General features: G+C 43.1%; 22 protein-coding genes. 5 read left to right on the plus strand and 17 right to left on the minus strand.

Translation table 11 applies throughout. The features are described 5' to 3' along the window. Positions 1-104 precede the first annotated feature (104 nt). The 7 genes from parC to NQ095_RS03050 all read right to left on the minus strand — a co-directional run bounded on the left by parC (position 105) and on the right by NQ095_RS03050 (position 9,435). The gene (gene parC / locus NQ095_RS03020) at positions 105-2,543 is read right to left on the minus strand and encodes a DNA topoisomerase IV subunit A (protein WP_258262024.1); all 2,439 of its coding nucleotides are present in this window, start codon (positions 2,541-2,543) and stop codon (positions 105-107) included. A gap of 3 nt (positions 2,544-2,546) precedes the next feature. Continuing rightward, the gene (gene parE, locus NQ095_RS03025; protein ID WP_309137601.1) at positions 2,547-4,517 is read right to left on the minus strand and encodes a DNA topoisomerase IV subunit B; all 1,971 of its coding nucleotides are present in this window, start codon (positions 4,515-4,517) and stop codon (positions 2,547-2,549) included. Between the two features lie 290 nt (positions 4,518-4,807). After that, positions 4,808-5,215 carry a CoA-binding protein gene (locus tag NQ095_RS03030; RefSeq protein ID WP_258262026.1) on the minus strand — a complete coding sequence of 136 codons (408 nt, stop codon included), beginning with the start codon at positions 5,213-5,215 and terminating at the stop codon, positions 4,808-4,810. 204 nt (positions 5,216-5,419) lie between these two features. Continuing rightward, positions 5,420-6,319 (minus strand): ABC transporter substrate-binding protein, encoded by a 900-nt coding sequence (locus NQ095_RS03035; RefSeq protein WP_258262027.1) that lies wholly within the window; start codon positions 6,317-6,319, stop codon positions 5,420-5,422. 24 nt (positions 6,320-6,343) lie between these two features. Next, a complete protein-coding gene (locus NQ095_RS03040; protein WP_258262028.1) occupies positions 6,344-7,000 on the minus strand; it encodes an ABC transporter permease in 657 nt (218 codons plus the stop codon). Beyond that, positions 6,997-7,980 (minus strand): ABC transporter ATP-binding protein, encoded by a 984-nt coding sequence (locus NQ095_RS03045; protein WP_309137602.1) that lies wholly within the window; start codon positions 7,978-7,980, stop codon positions 6,997-6,999. The genes NQ095_RS03040 and NQ095_RS03045 overlap by 4 nt, the downstream gene beginning before the upstream one ends. A gap of 174 nt (positions 7,981-8,154) precedes the next feature. Beyond that, the gene (locus NQ095_RS03050) at positions 8,155-9,435 is read right to left on the minus strand and encodes a purine/pyrimidine permease (protein WP_258262029.1); all 1,281 of its coding nucleotides are present in this window, start codon (positions 9,433-9,435) and stop codon (positions 8,155-8,157) included. A gap of 199 nt (positions 9,436-9,634) precedes the next feature. On the opposite strand from NQ095_RS03050, the gene plsY reads away from it, so the two are divergent. After that, positions 9,635-10,219 (plus strand): glycerol-3-phosphate 1-O-acyltransferase PlsY, encoded by a 585-nt coding sequence (plsY, locus tag NQ095_RS03055; protein ID WP_229595253.1) that lies wholly within the window; start codon positions 9,635-9,637, stop codon positions 10,217-10,219. 228 nt (positions 10,220-10,447) lie between these two features. Continuing rightward, positions 10,448-11,605 carry a CapA family protein gene (locus NQ095_RS03060; protein ID WP_258262030.1) on the plus strand — a complete coding sequence of 386 codons (1,158 nt, stop codon included), beginning with the start codon at positions 10,448-10,450 and terminating at the stop codon, positions 11,603-11,605. A gap of 66 nt (positions 11,606-11,671) precedes the next feature. Here NQ095_RS03060 and NQ095_RS03065 read toward each other — a convergent pair whose 3' ends face one another. Then, the gene (locus NQ095_RS03065; RefSeq protein ID WP_258262031.1) at positions 11,672-11,932 is read right to left on the minus strand and encodes a hypothetical protein; all 261 of its coding nucleotides are present in this window, start codon (positions 11,930-11,932) and stop codon (positions 11,672-11,674) included. A gap of 122 nt (positions 11,933-12,054) precedes the next feature. On the opposite strand from NQ095_RS03065, the gene NQ095_RS03070 reads away from it, so the two are divergent. Next, on the plus strand, positions 12,055-12,345 hold the full coding sequence (locus NQ095_RS03070) for a HesB/YadR/YfhF family protein (protein ID WP_258262032.1): 291 nt from the start codon (positions 12,055-12,057) through the stop codon (positions 12,343-12,345). A gap of 48 nt (positions 12,346-12,393) precedes the next feature. On the opposite strand, the gene NQ095_RS03075 is transcribed toward NQ095_RS03070, so the two are convergent. The 7 genes from NQ095_RS03075 to acnA form a co-directional block, all read right to left on the minus strand. Then, a complete protein-coding gene (locus NQ095_RS03075) occupies positions 12,394-12,699 on the minus strand; it encodes a hypothetical protein (RefSeq protein WP_258262033.1) in 306 nt (101 codons plus the stop codon). 63 nt (positions 12,700-12,762) lie between these two features. After that, positions 12,763-13,179 (minus strand): acyl-CoA thioesterase, encoded by a 417-nt coding sequence (locus tag NQ095_RS03080; protein ID WP_258262034.1) that lies wholly within the window; start codon positions 13,177-13,179, stop codon positions 12,763-12,765. 197 nt (positions 13,180-13,376) lie between these two features. Beyond that, positions 13,377-13,604 carry a small acid-soluble spore protein Tlp gene (gene tlp, locus NQ095_RS03085; RefSeq protein ID WP_258262035.1) on the minus strand — a complete coding sequence of 76 codons (228 nt, stop codon included), beginning with the start codon at positions 13,602-13,604 and terminating at the stop codon, positions 13,377-13,379. 74 nt (positions 13,605-13,678) lie between these two features. Beyond that, positions 13,679-13,822 carry an acid-soluble spore protein N gene (locus NQ095_RS03090; protein WP_034759295.1) on the minus strand — a complete coding sequence of 48 codons (144 nt, stop codon included), beginning with the start codon at positions 13,820-13,822 and terminating at the stop codon, positions 13,679-13,681. 104 nt (positions 13,823-13,926) lie between these two features. Continuing rightward, positions 13,927-14,073 carry an FbpB family small basic protein gene (locus tag NQ095_RS03095; RefSeq protein WP_079532604.1) on the minus strand — a complete coding sequence of 49 codons (147 nt, stop codon included), beginning with the start codon at positions 14,071-14,073 and terminating at the stop codon, positions 13,927-13,929. A 144-nt stretch (positions 14,074-14,217) separates the two neighbouring features. Next, a complete protein-coding gene (locus NQ095_RS03100; protein WP_258262036.1) occupies positions 14,218-14,805 on the minus strand; it encodes a peroxiredoxin family protein in 588 nt (195 codons plus the stop codon). A gap of 139 nt (positions 14,806-14,944) precedes the next feature. Continuing rightward, positions 14,945-17,656: an aconitate hydratase AcnA gene (acnA, locus tag NQ095_RS03105; protein WP_258262037.1), complete on the minus strand. Its 2,712-nt coding sequence runs from the start codon at positions 17,654-17,656 to the stop codon at positions 14,945-14,947. A gap of 320 nt (positions 17,657-17,976) precedes the next feature. Here acnA and sspO point away from each other — a divergent pair, with 320 nt between their 5' ends. Beyond that, positions 17,977-18,126, plus strand: a complete 150-nt coding sequence (sspO, locus tag NQ095_RS03110; protein ID WP_258262038.1) for a small acid-soluble spore protein O — start codon at positions 17,977-17,979, stop codon at positions 18,124-18,126. A gap of 172 nt (positions 18,127-18,298) precedes the next feature. Here sspO and NQ095_RS03115 read toward each other — a convergent pair whose 3' ends face one another. Then, on the minus strand, positions 18,299-18,556 hold the full coding sequence (locus tag NQ095_RS03115; RefSeq protein WP_258262039.1) for a hypothetical protein: 258 nt from the start codon (positions 18,554-18,556) through the stop codon (positions 18,299-18,301). A 118-nt stretch (positions 18,557-18,674) separates the two neighbouring features. Between NQ095_RS03115 and NQ095_RS03120 the strand changes: the two genes are divergently transcribed. Then, on the plus strand, positions 18,675-18,812 hold the full coding sequence (locus NQ095_RS03120) for a small acid-soluble spore protein P (RefSeq protein ID WP_098352048.1): 138 nt from the start codon (positions 18,675-18,677) through the stop codon (positions 18,810-18,812). 44 nt (positions 18,813-18,856) lie between these two features. Here NQ095_RS03120 and selA read toward each other — a convergent pair whose 3' ends face one another. Beyond that, complete coding sequence (gene selA / locus NQ095_RS03125) at positions 18,857-20,269, minus strand: L-seryl-tRNA(Sec) selenium transferase (RefSeq protein ID WP_258262040.1); 1,413 nt, start codon at positions 20,267-20,269, stop codon at positions 18,857-18,859. Between the last annotated feature and the right edge of the window lie 86 nt (positions 20,270-20,355).

The raw sequence follows: 20,355 nt of genomic DNA on the forward strand, positions 1-20,355 counted from the left end.
GCCGGTATTGTACTACAATGATGAATGAATATACATTTATCATTCATGCAAACCCCTATTATGGAAAAAGCGACCAGAAATGATTCTGGTCGCTTGAAGAATTTCTATTCTTTTCCTTCGGACGTCCGGGATTCTGCCCAGGTTTCACAGACAGAACCGCTCTCCCCTTCGTCAATCACAAATGAACCATTTGAATAGCGATCATTTGGTCTAAAGTCTGAGATATTTACCACTTCTGTTTTTCCTTTTGTTGTTAACAGTCCTACTTTATCTGAATCTTTTACAACTTCTATGCTCACCACTCGATGAGGATTGGCTTTCAATTCCCTGAGCATGATGACACCGCGTTTAGCGCGTGATGTTTTTTCGAATTCAATTAGTTTCATTTTCTTCACGGCCCCACGCTGCGTAGCCAGGAAGATGAAGTCTTTCGCCGAGTCTCTTACCATCTTACCGGATACGACAAAATCGTCTTCCTTTAGGTTGATCCCTTTTACCCCCGCTGCCCTTGGTCCAACGATGTTCACATCTTCTTCTGCGAACCATAGGCCGTAGCTTAAGTGGGTGGCAATGAAAACATCATTCGATCCATCTGTTATATGGACATCCACGAGCTCATCGTCCCCTTTAAGATTGATTCCTACAAGTGGACGGGAATAACGTTGTGCTTTGTATTGAGGAAGCTCCGACCTCTTTATCATACCGTTCTTTGTGACAAACAGTAAGTAGTGCGCCGGGGCAAATTCTTTTATCGGAATCGCTTTGAGTACTTGTTCATCCCGGTCGATCGGAACGATATTCCCTACATGCTGACCGAGATCCTTCCATCTGATATCCGGAAGCTCATGGACAGGACAATAAATATAATTCCCTTTGTTTGTAAATACGAGGAGTACATCTGTTGTATTCATTTCATATTGTCCCAGGAGCCTGTCCGTTTCTTTCATGGCAAGATCCTTGCCGTTTGATGCAGAATATGAACGAAGGCTGGTTCGTTTCATATATCCATCTCGGGTAACGGTCACCATGACATCCTCACTGGCGATCAGGACTTCCAGGTTGATTTTGATTTCTTCGATCTTTTCCTCGATTTGAGTTCTTCTGGCGTCCGCAAATTGCTTTTTGATTGCCTTTAGTTCTTTTTTGATTACACTGTAAAGTTTGCTTTCACTTTCCAGTATTGCTGTAAGCTCTTCAATTGTTTTCGCCAATTCTTCCGCTTCTGCCTGGAGGGCGGTAATGTCCGTATTGGTCAAACGATAAAGCTGCAAGCTGACAATCGCTTCAGACTGTGCTTCCGTAAACTGGAACTTCTGAATTAAGTTATCCTTTGCATCACGTTTATCCTTCGAAGCACGGATGGCTGCAATCACCTGATCTAATATAGACAGTGCTTTCATAAGACCTTCAACGATATGCTGACGGTCCTTTGCTTTGTTTAGATCATGCCTGGTACGGTTGGTCACCACTTCTTTTTGGTGCTGTATGTATGCATCCAGCATTTCACGAAGCCCCATCAATTTAGGGCGTCTGTTATGTATGGCAACCATATTGAAGTTGTACGTGATTTGGAGATCACTGTTTTTATAAAGATAGTTTAAGACGCCTGATGCATCTGCATCTTTCTTCAGTTCAATGACAATGCGCATCCCATCGCGATCCGTTTCATCCCGAACTTCTGCAATCCCCTCCACTTTCCGGTCCACCCGGAATTCATCCATTTTTTTGACGAGGTTTGCTTTATTGATTTCATACGGAATTTCCGTAATGACGATCTGTTGTTTGCTGCCGCGGATGTTTTCAATATCTGCTTTCCCTCTTACGACAATCTTCCCTTTTCCGGTTTCATAGGCTTTCCGGATGCCATCCACCCCTTGGATGATGCCCCCTGTCGGGAAGTCCGGGCCTTTTAAGACCTTCATAAGGTCATCGACTGAACTCTCCGGCTTATCCATCCGCATGATGGCTGCATCAATCACTTCACCGAGGTGATGAGGAGGGATATCGGTTGCATAACCTGCCGAAATACCGGTGGAGCCGTTGACGAGTAAGTTTGGGAATCGTGACGGCAATACAGTCGGTTCACTTGATGTGTCATCGAAGTTCGGAACAAACTCCACGGTTTTTTTATCGATATCACGAAGAAGTTCCATGGATATCGAAGAAAGACGGGCTTCAGTATAACGCATGGCAGCAGGCGGGTCTCCGTCGACGCTTCCGTTGTTGCCGTGCATTTCAACCAGGTAGTTGCGGACCTTCCACGTTTGACTCATACGTACCATGGCATCATACACAGATGTATCACCATGGGGATGATAATTACCAATAACATTACCGACGGTTTTCGCCGATTTCCGGAACCCTTTTTCCTGAGTGTTGCCATCCACATACATGGCGTAAAGAATCCGCCGTTGTACAGGCTTCAAACCATCACGTGCATCCGGTAATGCACGCTCCTGGATGATGTATTTACTATAACGTCCAAATCGGTCGCCAAGAACCTCTTCCAGAGGTAAATCCTGATATCTTTCTACAGTTGTCATCTATTACCCCTCCTCTGGCAACGTAATGTTTTCGTTTTCGAGAATGCTTCCGTCTTCTTCCAATCCAAAGGCTACATTGCTTTCAATCCATTTTCGGCGCGGTTCTACTTTGTCACCCATAAGAGTGGTCACCCGTCGTTCGGCTCGGGCAGCGTCATCAATGCGTACTCGGATCAATGCGCGTGTTTCAGGATCCATGGTCGTTTCCCACAGTTGATCGGCATTCATCTCTCCAAGACCTTTGTAACGCTGAATCATATATCCTTTTCCCACTTTGGAGATGGCCCCTTGAAGCTCATCATCGGTCCATGCATATTCAAGTTTCTGCTTCTTCCCAGTGCCCTTGCTCACTTTGTACAGCGGTGGAAGTGCAATATACACTTTTCCTGCTTCTAACAAGGGTTTCATGTAGCGGTAAAAGAAGGTCAGTAAGAGAACCTGTATATGAGCTCCATCCGTGTCGGCGTCGGTCATGATGACAATCTTGTCATAATTGATGTCGTCCACATTGAATTCAGGACCGACTCCGCCGCCTATGGCATGAATGATCGTATTGATTTCTTCGTTTTTGAAAATGTCCTGAAGTTTGGCTTTTTCCGTATTGATGACTTTTCCCCGAAGCGGAAGGATCGCCTGGAATTTGCGGTCCCGGCCTTGCTTCGCTGAACCCCCTGCTGAATCACCCTCCACCAGATATAGCTCGTTACGCTGAGGGTTTCTTGACTGAGCTGGTGTTAACTTCCCGGATAGGACGGTTTCAGAACGCTTACGCTTCTTTCCATTACGTGCATCTTCTCTTGCTTTACGTGCCGCTTCACGGGCTTGGGCGGCTTTAATGGATTTCTTGATAAGAAGGGAACTCGTATCAGGATTCTCTTCTAAAAAATAGAGAAGATGTTCCGAAACGACAGCATCAACGGCAGATCGTGCTTCGCTTGTCCCGAGTTTCCCTTTTGTTTGCCCTTCGAATTGAAGAAGGTGTTCCGGTATACGTACAGAAACGATACTCGCCAGCCCTTCACGAATATCGGTCCCTTCAAGATTTTTATCCCTGTCTTTTAGAATCCCTGCTTTACGGGCGTACTCATTAAAGACACGGGTCATGGCCGTCTTCGCTCCGGCTTCATGGGTTCCGCCGTCTTTTGTACGGACATTGTTTACAAAGGATAATATATTTTCAGAAAATCCATCATTAAATTGAAAAGAAAATTCCACTTCAATCGTATGATGCTCCCCTTCAAAGAAAGCTACGGTATGAAGGACATCTTTTTCTTCGTTTAAGTATTGAACGAATGCCTGGATCCCACTTTCGAAATGGAATACTTCTTTTTGATCATGACGTTCATCGATGATGTCAATCTTTAACCCTTTAAGCAGGAACGCAGATTCTCTAAGACGCTCACAGAGTGTTTCATAATTATAGGTGATATTACTGAAAATCGCCGGATCAGGTTTGAAATGGATACATGTCCCTGATTTTTTTGTCTTACCAATCTTTTCGAGGGTGGTTGCGGGCTTACCCCCATTGGTGAAACGTTGTTCATATTTCATGCCATCCCGTTCAATTGTGACGACAAGCCACTCGGACAGGGCATTTACAACAGATGCTCCTACACCATGGAGTCCGCCGCTTGTTTTATAGCCTCCCTGGCCAAATTTCCCTCCTGCATGAAGAACCGTCAAGATGACTTCAGGAGTCGGCTTCCCGAGCTTATGCATCCCGGTAGGCATACCCCGGCCTTTATCTTGGACGGAAATGCTATTATCCGTATGTATCGTAACAATAATCTCATTTCCGAAGCCTGCTAATGCTTCATCGACTGAGTTATCGACAATTTCGTATACTAAATGATGCAAGCCCCTTGAATCGGTAGAGCCTATATACATACCAGGTCTCTTACGGACGGCTTCTAAGCCTTCTAATACTTGTATGGCATCATCATTGTAATCCATGGTCTTATTCTGGTTGGCCACGAACATTCCCCTTTCAAAACTTCTCTAACCGTAATAGTGTGGTTCTTGTAAGCTATTATCGGTTATGTCTCTATTAACTATAACACAAGAACATCTGTTCGTTTACCTGTTTTGATCAATCTTTAGGGTAAACCACTATTGCTTATTGTAGCGTTTTATTTGATTTTCGCAAATGTAATTTCCGTGAACCTCTTAAAATATGCCCTGTTGTCCCCAGGTTTATTCCAATTGTTAACGTGCGTGTCAGACGAAAAAAACAAGCGGTCAGAGCCGCTTGTTACGAGTGAGAATTATTTGGTTAAAGCATGTTCAACCTTAATACAGCGATCCATAATAACTGTATACCCACGTTCCTTTAAAAAGCGATAAGCCTCTTCATTCATTACACCAAGTTGCGCCCAAAATACGTTTGAATCGATTTGATCAAACTCTTCCGCGATTTGAGGTAAAAATTCTGAGCGGCGAAATACATTGACGATATCAACAGGCCCTTCTATATCATGAAGGGAGGATACAGCCTTTATCCCTAATGCCGACTCGATGGTAGGGTTTACAGGGATGATGTCATATCCCAGATCCTGCATGGCCTTAGAAACCATATAGGAGGTGCGTTCTGGATTATCACTTAAACCAATCACTGCGATGCGTTTAGATTGTTTTAGAATGTTTCCGATTTCTTGTCGTGATGGATTTTCCATGGTTGATTACCACTCCTTCATTGATCCTTAACGATAAAGTCTTAGACTGTTTCTTAAGTCCTATTCTTCTTTTATACCATATTTCCCTTTAATTTTTCAAAATTTCATAAAATTATCTAAATAAAAGGAAGTGTCAAAAGAAAAGTCAGGGAGCGTATTGGCATTCCGCTGCACCTTCTTCCTAAGTTGACACTCCCATTATACTTATTTTTTGATCAACCCTTTAGATATAAGGAATTCACGTGCGACATCTTTGGGATCTTGCTTATCCATATCGACTTTAGCATTCAATTCGCTCATTTCTTCTTCTGAGATTTTGCCTGCTAATTCATTCAACACTTTTTTCACTTCAGGATGCTCTTTCAATACTTCTTGACGGATGACCGGTGCAGCATCGTATGGCGGGAAGAATCCTTTGTCATCCTTTGTCGTTTTTAGATTGTAACGCTGGATCCGTCCATCTGTTGTGAAAGCAGGAATAATGTCTACATCCCCGTTCTTAACGGCTTCATACATAATGTTTGGATCAAAGCTTTTCTTGTCTTTGAATTTGAATCCATATGCTTCAGTGAAGGCATCGTATCCGTCACCTTCCCGTTCATAGAACTGGTGAGGTGCACCGAAGCTCAAGTCTTTGGATAGTGGCACAATGTCTGAGAAAGTCTTTGCATCAAAGTCCTGATCCGGGGTATAGGCAAGCGTATACGTATTTTCAAAGCCAAGTGGCTTTAACCAGGTGACATCGAACTTTTTCTCATAGCCTTTACGCACTTGTGAAAGGATTTCATCTGCTGAAGCTCCTTCTTTTGCTTGTTCTTTCAAGACCGCTTCAAGACCAGTACCTGTATACTCTACATAAACATCAATGTCGCCTTTTTCAAGGGCGGGTGTGAGGATGGATACTTCCCCTAATCCCTCCTCGACTTTTACATCAAGGTCTGTCTTTTCTTTTAGAAGTTCGGCCATCATTTGTGTGAGGATGAATTGCTCTGTCCACATCTTTCCTGAAACGGTGATGGTATCTTTATCCCCGCCATTTCCGCACCCTGCAATGAGGATGGATATTACAGTGAGTATGATAAAACCTTGTAATTTCTTTTTCATTCTTACTCTCCTTTGGATTTTGCTTTATTTTCTTGCCTTCAGCCCTTTAGGTGTGGTCATTTTCTCCAGGATCTTTAATATGAAATCAAAACTTAATGCGAGTAGTGCTGCTGGAATGGCCCCTGCAAGGACCAGGGTATTATTCCATGTGGATAGTCCGCGGTAGATGAGATCACCAAGTCCTCCTGCTCCTACGAAGGTGGCTAGTGTGGCCACACCTACTGTCAGCACTGTAGCGGTCCGTATTCCCGCCATGATGAACGGCAGGGCAAGCGGCAGCTCCACTTTGAATAATAGCTGGGAGTTGGTCATTCCCATGCCTCTTCCTGCCTCGATAACCCCTTCATCCACCCCGATGATCCCTGTATATGTGTTTCTCAGGATCGGAAGAAGTGCGTATACCGTCAGGGCAATGATAGCCGTAATACTGCCGGTTCCCAAAAGGGGGATAAGAAATCCGAATAGGGCCAGACTTGGTATCGTTTGAAAAACGGCTGTAATGCCAATGAAAAACTCTGCAGATTGCTTCTTTCGTGATATGTATATACCTAATGGCAGGGAAATCGCAATCGCAATGAAAATGGATACAAAAGATAAATAAAGATGTTCAAATAATCCTGTTAAGATGGCATCGGACCGGTTTGAGATGGTATGGATGAACAGGATGGAAAATGTATTCATACAGAACTCGCCTCCCTATTCCCTTCTGAGGCTACTGTCTTAAGGATATCACTTGATGTAACGATTCCGATCTTTCTGTCGTCTTTCGTCACCATAAGGTAAGGTTTGCCGGATGACAGGAGTATGCTAGCCGCCACGTGGATGGTTGCATCAAAAGGTATCAATGAGTATTCCTGTTCCTCAAGCAAGAGGTGAAAATCGTTCCCATCATCCCTCATGATGTCTGCTACCTGCTTGGGACGCGTATGAACGTTCAGTCTGCTTTCACCGATGAAGGCACGGACAAATTCATTGGCGGGTTCTAATAGAAGGTCAGCAGGTGCTGAAATCTGTTCGATTTTACCATCACGCATCACTGCGATTACATCCGCGATCTTTAATGCTTCATCAATGTCATGAGTGACAAACACAATGGTCTTATGTATCGAATTTTGGATACTTTTCAGTTCATCCTGAAGCTGTTCCCTGCTGATCGGGTCCAGGGCGCTGAAGGGTTCGTCCATCAGGATGATCGGTGGTTCCGCTGCAAGGGCACGTATGACCCCGACCCGTTGCTGCTGTCCTCCGCTCAATTCGAGGGGATACCTTTTCTTGTATACGTCCGGTTCCAGTCCGACAAGATGAAGAAGCTCATCGACCCGTCCCTCATATTTTTCCTTCTTCCATCCTTTTAGACGGGGGATGAGACTGATGTTTTCTTCAATCGTCATATGAGGGAGAAGTCCGATCCTCTGAATGACATATCCGATGTTTCGCCTGAGTTCCACTTCATTCGTTTCTGAAATGTCTTTGCCATCGATCAGAATGGTACCCCCTGATGGAGCGATTAGTTTATTGATCATCTTCATCGTAGTCGTTTTCCCGCATCCACTCGGACCGATCAAGGCAACGAGCTTTCCTTTTGGGATCTTTAGGTTGATGCCCTTTATGGCTTCTGTCCCATCTTCGTAGACTTTCGTGACATTTTGGAATTCAATCATTTTTACACCTGCTTTATGTACTGAGAAATTTTACTAAACATAGAAGGGATACCCTCATTATACAAAAGGTAAACATGTTGTAAAAGAAAATGCCTTTGCTCCCATTAGTTTGTGATGAATGTGGCATGGACATACAGCTTACTTCCTTTTTCAACAGACAAAAAGACCAGCACCCTATTGGTTGCTGGTCTTTTTGATGATATATTGTTCCACTATGATTGCTGTTATCGTACCCAGTATCAATCCATTGTTCAAAATCGAAGCAACGACGACCGGCATGTCCTTAAAGGCCGCGGCCGGAACAAACATGGCTCCTACCCCGACAATGAGTGAGATCCCCGCCACAAAGTGAATTCTTTCTACATCTTCTTCTTTACGATATTCGGATAGTGCGAGCCCGACCATCTTGATGAAAATGACCGTCGTCACTGCATACCCGACAGGCGCAGGAAGACTTGCGAATAGATTCATGATCTTTGGGATCAGGCTGATAACCATGATGATCCCGCTGCCTATGATAAAGGGGATGATTGAATACATTCCCGTCGCAGTGACAAAACCTGCAGATCCTGAAATGGGAACTGAGCCAATGGCAGAAAACACACCCCCGAAAAGCTGATTCAGTCCTGATGCGAAGCCGCTCTTCGTATACCGTTCATATGTAGGCTGCCCCTTTGCTCTCATCACCTCTTCCATCACCCGTATGGAAGCGATCATATTGGTCGTTAACAGGAAGGTGATGAAAATGGAGGTCACAATGACACCCGTATCAAACACTGGTGCTCCGAATACGAACACATGAGGTAAAGAAAACCAGCTGTTTGAAACGGAAGTACTCTCAGAAAGCCCCATGATGATGAATATGAGCCATCCGGCGAGCAGGGCAAGGATAATGGAATATTGCTGGATCCACTTAACCTTATGACTTGAAAAGTATAATGCTGCAAGGATCGTCAGAATACTTCCCAGTAGGACAAGCGGCTCCATGGATTGTCCTTCATGCTGGATTCCGAACATCCCTTTAATGAATGATCCGCTTAATTGCAGAATTAACAGCATTAAATAAATGAACGTGATGGTTGGAGTGAATAAAGAAGATAACCGCTTTAAAAGTCCTGTGGAAGACAGAATGAAAAAAATCACCCCACTGACGATCATCCCGCCCTGCAGTACGGTAAGGACTTCTTCGTGACTGCTATAAAGAGTTCCTGAAAACCCTGCATAAATGGCAAAAACACCCCACCACAGTCCTGCCGGTCCTTCATTGATCGGAAGTTTATGACCAAAAAGTGCCTGGATCAGGCTGGCAAGCCCCAAAACAAATATGGTCCGCTGAATGAATCCGGCTGTATCGGCTGGAGACAATTGGAACAAGTCAGCAATCGCGATTGGTGCGGCAATGGATCCCGCCACCATGAAGGCAACCCATTGAAAAGCTGATAAAAGTATTTGCATCTGTGTACACCTTCATTTCAACTATGTAAAGTGTGTTCATTTTAACATATTTCGTTCATCAGGTGACGGTGATGGTGGAATTTAACGTTATAATATCTACTTTTATGAACAGGTACTAATTTTTTCGCTTATTTTCTCCCCTTTGCAGGGAAAACATGTTAAAATAAATAACGGATTAGTTATTTTCAAAGGAGCAGTGATGATGATTTTTGCCCTTATACTTATACTTTCTTATTTACTGGGTTCCATTCCATCAGGTTTACTGATCGGTAAGACGTTTTACGGTAAAGATATCCGTGAACATGGGAGCGGAAACCTCGGGGGAACGAACACGTTCAGAACCCTGGGTGTAAAAGCCGGAATGATTGTGACGATCATGGATATTCTAAAAGGAACCCTGGCCACTTTGCTGCCGTTGATGTTTGCAAGTGACGTACATATGCTGCTTGCAGGGGTATTTGCCGTAATCGGTCATATGTATCCCGTTTTCGCAAACTTCAGGGGAGGAAAAGCGGTGGCAACCTCGGCGGGTGTGCTTTTAGGGTACAATTACATCTTATTCTTAATTTTACTGGCTGTCTTTTTTATTTGCTTATATGCAACGAAGTATGTATCCCTTTCTTCTATGATTGCAGCGGTACTTGCCTTTACCTACTCGGTCTTCACTGGTGATATTCCACTCATCATTGTTGTTGGCATACTAACCATTTTTGTCATTTACAGACACAGGGCTAATATTGTCCGGATCAAAAATAAAACAGAACCCAAAATTAAATGGCTTTAGTGAAAAAGCGACCTATGCACCAGGTTCCGGACTCTCGGATACCTTCGCACAGGTGGCTTTTTTAATTGGTTGCATCCGGGTATAAGGATTGTTTCATCTGAGAAAAATGATGAATAATAAACCTGGTCCGATAAAATGATAATATTCTTTCGAATTCTCTAAAATTCTCCCCGTTTCTGCTTCTTTTTTTGTAAAATGGAAGTAGTGTAAAAATAAAGGATGATGAATATGAATAATAAGCGAATAATCACAGGGATCGTTCTCTGTACTCCGTTCCTATTGGTGATAGGGTTTCTACTAAACAGGCAGTATGCCGACTGGAACACATCTTCAAAAGAAGTTGAACTAAATTCTCTCCTGCATACGACCAGGGAAGTACAGGCATCGGGCAAATCGATCAAGGCGAGTACTTCCATCGCTGCAATCGGGGATATCCTCATTCATGATACCGTCTATAATGATGCAAAAAAACAAAATGGATATGATTTTACACCAATGTTCTCTCCCGTTAAAGATATGCTTTCTGCACCCGATTTTCTGATTGCCAACCAGGAATCAACCCCGGGTGGTGTGGAACTTGGCGTTTCGAGCTATCCTCTATTTAACAGTCCGCAGGAAGTGGTTAAATCCCTGCAGGAGGTTGGAGTGGATGCGGTGACGACTGCCAATAATCACTCGTTGGATCAAGGGGAGGAAGGTTTATTGAATGCCATTGATTATTATGGGGAGATTTCCATGCCGTATGTGGGCGCATTTAAAAGCCGGGAAGACCAAAGCCGCATACGTACTTTTAATGTGAATGGAATCGAATTTGCCCTTCTTTCTTATACCTATGGTACCAATGGGATACCTGTCCCAGAAGGAAAAGAGTATTTAGTTAATGTAATAGATGAACAAAACATGATCCGGGAAATCCAGAAAGCCAAAAATATGGACGTCGATTTGGTGATCATGAGCCTTCACTGGGGAAATGAATATCAACGTTTCCCTACTGAGGAACAAGAGAGACTTGCCAAGGTGTTGACGAATAATGGGGTCGACATCATCTTCGGCCACCATCCGCATGTCCTGCAGCCGATTCAGACCTACAAAACAAGCGATGGACGGGAAGCCATTGTCATATATTCACTTGGGAATTTCCTATCTGGTCAGAAGGATGATTTCAAGGATATCGGTGGCATGGTTACGGTTCAGGTTGAGAAGACGATGAATCCGGCGGGTTCCAAAATCAACTTTCCATCCATTGGATTCCAGCCGACCTTTGTTTCTGAGAATCATTACAAAAACTATCGGATCTACCCTCTCGACTTTGCCAGAAAGAATGGCATGATTGCATATACGGAAGAAGAGATGGTTTCCCATATGGTGAACGGGGTACCGGAATAGATAGCATGGTTATCGTATGAACAAGAAAGAACGAGCTTCCTTATACTCATAAGGAAGCTCGTTCTATTAATGTCCCCCAAATATCATTGAATTGAAGAATATGCCTGCTAGAGCTACAATAGCCAAAAAGGTATTGGCCAACAAGAAAGTTTTACGGGTTCCCTTAAAGTACAGAGTGACCATTCCATAATAAATCACTGCTGCTATTACAATGAAACTCCCTGCTTCGATCTGGTATTTGGCTTCATGCAATTGTAAAAAAGTCAATATACTTAATCCGGCAAAGATGAAGGCCCCTATGTAATATAATAATGCTTGCGTTTTCATCAAACTCACCCTTTATGCGTATTAGTAGATGTTCCGACTTCACTATGTATATAATATGAAATGAAACTTTCTTTGTCCAGAATCACTCTGGAAAATACCAAGTAGAGAAAGGAGTCTCACAAATGAACATACATATTTCAAAAGATGCTCTAACGTGGTTTAAAGACGAAATGCTTGTAGAGGAAGGTGAACAAGTTCGTTTTTATGTACGATACGGAGGTTCCAGTCCTTTGCACGATGGTTTTTCATTAGGAGTGAATAAAGACGAACCAGTCGATGCTGGTGAACGGATCGAAATCGACAAACGGGAATTTTTCATTGAAGAGGGAGATTTATGGTTCTTTGATGGTCATGATTTATTTGTTGAGTTTGACGAAAAGCTTCAGGAACCATTATATGAGTACAAGAAATAACGATTTTAGGCTGGCCAATGCCAGCCTTTTTACTTTTAAGTCTGCCCCTTAGTTTCTTACAAAGCGGGAAATATGCTCCTGAAGGCCTTCTTTCATCAGGATTTCATATTGGGTATCCCCTAACAAATCAAAATGTGGAAATCCGTCTTTCCTTTGATGGATCCATTCCTTTTTCATTCCATACTTCTCTCCCCAACGGGATAAAGCATCAATGTTACAGCAGCCCACTTTCGTCACGGAGCGAACATCGGGAAATCGGTCATCCAGCCAGTAGTGGGTAAGGAAGGCGATCTGCCCATTCCTCACCTTTCGTTTCCACGCGTTTAGCTCTTGTTTGGTTAATCCGAATGCCATGGCCCTCTTCCTTTCCATTCCCCTTTTAAAAAAAACCAATCGGGAAAAACCCCTAGGTAAGGATTATTTTTTTGCCTTTTCATAGGCATCGTGCCAATGGGGGAACATCTTTCGGATCGATATCGGACGGAAGTTCTCTTGCTTGACGCACACATGTTTCGACTGTCCGGTAATGGCCAACTGGTTCTGACCGTTATAAATTTCGTAGGCATATGTAATCCGGAGTCCATCATATTCTTCTACCCATGTTTTAATAAACGCTTTTTCGCCGTAGCGAACAGGTGACTTATAGCTTACATTAAGGTCAATGACCGGGGAAAGTATTCCTTCTTTTTCGATATCAGCATATCTGAAGCCCAGATCTTCAATCAATTGTGTACGACCAAGCTCCATCCAAACAAGGTAGTTTGCATGATAAACAACCCCCATTTGATCCGTCTCTGCGTAACGCACTTCAATGGTTTTTTCTGCAATTTGCATTCTCTACACCCTCTTCATCTAATCAGTATCCAATCTCATTTTATCATACAAGCACCAGGCTTAGAATTAATCGGCTTGAACTGACATCAGATATGATTTCTTTCCCGGAGAGGACATAGGTGTCCTTAACATTATGACCCGAACAGAAAGGCTTATATATAACAACCTTTTGTCCGGGTCATTGAAACCTTTATCCTTTATTGCTTTGTCTGGTTCGCTTCATCCTTTATTTCATTGCGGAATGCCTGTAGACTTTCCCGGCGGCGTTCATTCTTTGCCTGGATGGATTGAAGCTGGTCTTCACTGTCCGTACAGGCCATCGACTCCTCGGCCCGGTCCATATTCTCAATCGTATGTTGAACCATACCTTGAAGCTTCTCAACATTATCACTGCGATCATCCGGATTCGGTTTATCCCATGCCATCCTGCATTCCTCCTGTGTCAATAATGAGGGACGGACCTCTCTGGCAGGTCCCTCTTCAGACGGTTAGTGAAAAATTATTCCCCTTTGGTTTGGATCACTTGTGCATGCTTGCCTGATTTATCCTGCATTTGTTTCCCTTTGTTGCCTCCTGCGGATCTCGATTGTGTCCCGATATGGTTTGGTGCGAAGTGATTCGGACTTCCCTTTGAGTTACTCATGAATATCCCCCCTTACTAGTATGATTACCAAAATGACGAGGAAGAATAGGCGTAATAATTGGTAGGAATACTTTCAGGGCAAAAAAAATAAGCCTTGTAATTTCTTACTCGGCTTTGCTTACTGGACGTTTTATTTCAAGTCTTGCATCAATTCGTTCTTCTATGGCGTCAATGGCATCCTGATCCAACAGAAGCTGCTGTTTGTTTTCTTTCACCAGGTCTGCAAATGATTTTTTGCGTGGTCTCCGCAATTCAATCCCCTCGCTCTCTATTGTGGTTTGTATAAATAGTATATCCAAATGTCAGATATTTTAAACAAAGGTCACAATTGATGTTGGGGAGTGATTTGGGGCTGTCATGAGATATGCAATTCTCTTTTCTTTGAGGTCCGTCCCTCACTTAATCAGTGTCTTGAGGGAATCGATATTTGTGATCGCTCCTAATTGTTTATGGGAGATGATGCCTTGTTCGTTGATGACGAATGTGGTGGGGACGGTCAGGATGTCATAGGCATTATTGATTTTGTCATCAGTGTCCAATAGGATCGGGAATGAGAGTCCCAGTGATTTCTGATATTCTTTGACGTTGTATTGTGGATCGATGTTGATGGCGAGTACTTCAACATCTTTTCCGTATTTCGTATAAAACTCCTGCAAGACAGGCATTTCTTCTTTGCAGGGTGGGCACCACGTAGCCCAGAAGTTCACTATCACTTTTTTTCCCTTAAGTTCTGATAACGTAATGGATTTACCGTCGAGGGTATCTAGTTTAAAATCAATGGCCCGGTCTCCGACATTAGGTCCGGGTAAATTTTCCACTGAAGTGGCTTCAGAGACCTCCCCTTCTTCTATATCGATTAATTGGTCGAAAGCATCGGCTTGTTGAAATGCGCTTTCTGAAAATGAAGATGGATCAGATGTATTCTCCATATAGAATGAGAAGACTATTAAGGTGACAAGTAAAACGCCAAATACGGATTTCAAAGGAGTGCTCTCCTCTCAAATAAATGATTTTACTATCATCATATGTAGGCTTGTCTCTCTTTAGTCATACATTTTTTGCACTTATTTATCAGGAAATGAGAAAAAGCCCCGGGAATTTGCCGGGGGCTTTAAACTTGTATTATGCTTTTAATTTATTACGAAGAACCATTTGTAGGATACCACCATGACGGTAGTAATCCACTTCTACATCGGAATCAAAACGTGCCAGTACTTCGAATTCAGTTGAAGAACCGTCTTCAGCTACAGCTGTAACCGTTAGGATATCACGAGGTTTTACATCATTTGTTACATTTACGGAAATCGTTTCTCTACCCGTCAATCCTAATGACTCAGCGCTGTCACCCTTCTTGAATTGAAGTGGAAGAACGCCCATCATCACGAGGTTCGAACGGTGGATACGCTCATAGCTTTCAGCGATGACAGTCTTGATACCAAGAAGATTTGTACCTTTCGCTGCCCAGTCACGAGAAGATCCCATACCGTAATCTTTTCCTGCAAGAACAACTAATCCAGTACCGTCTTGTTGATACTTCATGCATGCATCATACATCGGCATCACTTCATCTTCTGGCCAGTAAGTGGTGAATCCACCCTCAGTCCCAGGAGCAATTTGGTTACGGATACGGATATTTGCAAACGTACCACGCATCATCACTTCATGGTTACCGCGACGGGAACCGTATGAGTTAAAGTCACGTGGCTCAACATTATTCGCACGAAGATATTTACCTGCCGGTGTATCTTTACCGATTGCACCTGCTGGTGAAATATGGTCAGTCGTGACGGAATCTCCAAATTTACCAACAACGCGAAGTCCGTTCAAGCCTTGGATGTCTTCAGGCGTTGTCGCAAGTCCTGTAAAGAACGTTGGATTTTGGATGTAAGTCGAATTTTCATCGAAGCTGTAAAGTGGCTCGTTACTTGTTTTAATTTCATTCCAGCGTTCGTTTTCAGAGAAAACGTGCTCATATTCTCTACGGAATAATTCAGGAGTAACGGTTGCTTTCACAGCATCCTTCACTTCATCCTGTGAAGGCCAGATATCTTTGAAGAATACATCATTTCCATCTTTGTCCTTACCTAGGGATTCTTTTTGAAGATCGATGTCCACAGTACCTGCCAGAGCATAAGCAACAACAAGTGGTGGTGAAGCAAGGTAGTTTGCTTTCACAAGTGGATGGATACGACCTTCAAAGTTACGGTTACCTGATAGGACGGATGTTAACAATAAATCTGCATCCGATACAGCCTTTTCGATTTCAGGGCGAAGTGGACCGGAGTTACCGATACAAGTCGTACAACCATATCCGACAAGGTTGAATCCGATATCTTCAAGATAAGATAACAGACCTGAATCTCTCAAGTAACCCGTTACAACTTTAGATCCTGGTGCAAGAGATGTCTTGACGTAATCAGGAACGTTCATTCCAAGTTCCACTGCTTTTTTCGCAACTAAACCGGCACCCAACATAACATATGGATTCGACGTGTTTGTACATGATGTGATGGCAGCGATTCCGATCGCACCAGTTGGCATCACAACATCTTTACCATCTTCTGTTGTATATTTGGCGGTTTTGTTGATTTCAGATGCATCCAGCCCAAAGCCTTGAACGCCTTCTTTAGCCGTGATGGATTTATGGAAAGATTCCTTCATATCAGAAAGAGGAATTAAATCTTGTGGACGTTTAGGTCCAGAAAGGTTTGGTTCCACTGCTGAAAGATCGATTTCCACTACATCTGTGTACGTTGGTTCTTCTTTTTCCGGAGTGAAGAACATTTCATTTTTCTTTAAATATTCTTCAACCATGTTGATATGTGTTTCGTCACGGCCAGTCAGACGAAGATAATCCAGTGACTCTGAATCAACCGGGAAGAATCCACAAGTTGCACCGTATTCTGGAGCCATGTTGGCAATTGTTGCACGGTCAGCAAGTGGTAATGTTGCTACACCAGTACCGAAGTACTCAACAAATTTTCCTACTACCCCTTTTTGACGAAGAACTTGTGTCACTTTAAGGGCTAAGTCTGTAGCGGTAGCTCCATTAGGAAGCTCCCCAGTCATTTTAACTCCGATAACTTCAGGGATCGGGAAGTATGAAGGTTGACCAAGCATTCCTGCTTCGGCTTCAATTCCACCTACACCCCATCCAAGTACACCGATACCGTTGATCATAGTAGTATGAGAGTCAGTACCAACCAAAGTATCAGGGTATGCTTCAAAATCGCCTTCTGTTGTTTCAACAGCATGAACGACATTTGCTAAATATTCTAAGTTTACCTGGTGAACGATACCTGTTGCTGGCGGGACAGCACGGTAGTTTTCAAATGCTTTTTGAGCCCAGCTAAGGAACTGGTAACGTTCAGCGTTCCGTTCAAATTCAAGGTCCATATTGGCCTGAAGTGCGTTAGCAGTACCATATTTATCGACCTGTACAGAGTGGTCGATTACCAGGTCAACCGGGATTTCAGGATTGATCTTTTGAGGATCTCCACCGATATCTGCCATCGCTTTACGTAGAGATGCTAAATCAACTACAGCCGGCACTCCAGTGAAATCCTGAAGGATAACACGTGAAGGTTTGAAAGGAACTTCTGCATCCTTTACTTCAGTTGATCCCCAATTTGCCAGGTTTTCAACATGGTCTTTGTTAATCACACGTCCGTCAAATTGACGAAGTACAGACTCCAAGAGTACCTTTACACTGTAAGGTAAGCGGTTAATTTTTGTTACTCCTGCTTCTTCAAGCGCTTTTAAACGATAATAATGATAACGTTTTCCTTCTAGTTCGAAAGAAGATCGTGCATTAAATACATCGTTCTTTGCCATTTCGATTCCCCCTCTAAACTGCATCAAACAATAAGTCGAAAAGTTTTCGTTCTAAACGAACTTTTCTCACATTTACATCTTAATACAAGCGATTACATAAGTAAATAACAATAAAGTTATTGTTTTTGATAAGTTTTACTTATCTAAATGATTAAACTCCTTAAGGTTTCCAGAAAAATAGTGGTATAACAACATTTCTGTCCTTGTCAAATCGTGTCAGCTCGTCTAAAACATTATTTTGAAAAAATGAATCTGTTAGCGATTCCCTTTCATAGATCGTCACAGAAGGTGGCATTCTATCCTTATGGAGGTGTTCTACTTTGACAAAACGTAAAGCGAACCATGTAATGAATGGAATGAATGCAGCAAAAGGACAAGGCCAGGGTGCCGGTTATAATGAAGAATATTCGAATGAACCATTGACTGCAGAACAGCGTCAGTTCAATAAAAAAAGAAAAACCAATCAGTAAAAAGTAAAAGGTGGCTATTACAGCTCTGCAAAAAATTGTGGGTATGGTCACCTTCCCTCCCTGCAACTATTTTCTTCTATTTTCCCCTACCCTCTTCGTTCAAATATAAAACCCACCCTTACCATTCAGCAGGGTGGGTTTTATATTACGCGGAGCCGCAACGTTGATTACGTTATTGTTCATTCACTTCATTCACAATGGATGACAAGTCGGATTTGAATTGTTGAAGTTGTGCACGTTGAGTATCCGATGCCACTTCAAGTGCATTTTCTATTTGTTGATAAGCCTCATTCACTTCATTTTTGAGATGAGCGAGTTGAGTGCCGTAGCTTGCTCCATCCAGTACCAGTTCATTAATGGTATGATGTACTTCCGTCACGCTTTGTTCAGCAGCTTGGAAGGCTTGTTGTTTATTTTTATTGTATGGCATTGGTGATCTCTCCTTATTCAGAAATTAGCTTCTTTAGTTTAACCAAAACACCAGGAAACTATACATATGAATAAACGGTTCACCAACTTAGCATGCTAAAGATTAGGAGGGATGATACATGAACAAAAATGATGGCAAAGATATGCGTAAAAATGCTCCGAAACAATCGGGACAGCCGGAGCCTTTAAGTGGTTCACATAAAGTGAAGAACCGTAATCATACCCGTCAAAAAAATAATAGTCACCACGATATGTAAGAGATGATACAGGGAGTGCCGGCGCATTATGCCTGCACTCCCTTTCAGTCTGCTCCTTGTATGCTCTTTAAAACGTGGAGGATTTCCCTCTGTTCATCCATGGAAACCGTCCGAAGATCAAAGAGGGCCACATTGTCCTGAATCCTTGTAAGAATGGAAGTCGTCCCCTTTCTAAGCTTTTCATGAATGTCCTGTGATGAAAAAAGAGAATGGGAGACTGCGACAATGTACGTGTTTAATTCAACATCCGGCATCGTCCCTCCACCGATTTGGCTTTGCCCTTCAACTATGGTGGATGAGTAACCGTTCCCGAGTTCCTGCACACCCTCAACGAACTTCCGTGACTGATGCAGGATTTCTTCTTTGGTCCGGGTGATGGCTCTGATGGTTGGATTTTTCTCTTGTTCCTCCCCCTTTCTGTAATGTAATAAAGTCATTTCCAGAGCCGCCAGAGTCATTTTATCGACCCTGAGGACGCGGGCAAGCTGATGCTTCTTTAATTGATCGATCAAATCCTTTTGTCCTGCTATGATTCCCGCCTGAGGTCCCCCTAATAATTTGTCTCCACTGAATGAGACGAGGTCTGCACCTTTATCCAGCACTGACTTAACCAAGGGTTCATCACCGATTCCCAATCGGGTGAAATCGTATAGAGCACCACTTCCTAAATCTTCATAATAATGGACATTGGAATGCAGTCGGGATAGTCCAGCCAGTTCTTCCGTCGGTACAGAAGCAGTAAATCCTTTCATGACAAAATTACTTTGATGAACCTTCATGATCATTCTTGTTTCATCGCTCATCGCTTCGTCATAATCCCTTAAATGGGTCTTGTTCGTTGTCCCTACCTCATGAAGGAGAGCGCCGCTTTCTTCCATGATAGAAGATATCCGAAATGATCCGCCGATTTCCACCAGTTCTCCCCGGGAAACAATCACTTCTTTTTGCTTGGCAAGAGCAGTAAGGATAAGAAAAACGGCTGCTGCATTATTATTGACAACCATGGCTGCTTCCGCCCCGGTCAATTCACAAATGAGGTTCTCTGCATGACTATGCCTCGAACCCCTGACACCTTCATCAATGTCGTATTCCAGATTGCTGTAATGACAAGATATACCCATGATATGATTCATCGTTTCCTGTCCTAATCGTGCCCGCCCCAGGTTCGTATGCAAGATGGTTCCCGTTGCGTTTATGATTCTCCTTAGAGACATGGAATGGGATTTGCGGGCCAATACTCCAGTTTGGCCAAACACCTCATCAATGAAATCTCTTGAAGATGGATGAGGTCCGTTCCATTCTTTATTCAGCATGGACGCCCTGCAAATCGAGATCACTTTTTTCAAGAGGTCCGTCCCTCTTTCCATCGAAAGGTTGTGATGATGGAGGAAAGTATGGAATTGGTTGGTTTGTTGCAGTTCGTGTATGGATGGAATATGTCTGAGAAGATGGTTCATGATTATTGCCCCTTCTTTGTTTTTCCTCATTATAACACCCTCACGATTTATAGTAGAAAGAATACAATATGTAAAAGATGTCGTTG

The organism is Rossellomorea sp. SC111 (assembly GCF_024733565.1).
Lineage (GTDB): Bacteria > Bacillota > Bacilli > Bacillales > Bacillaceae_B > Rossellomorea.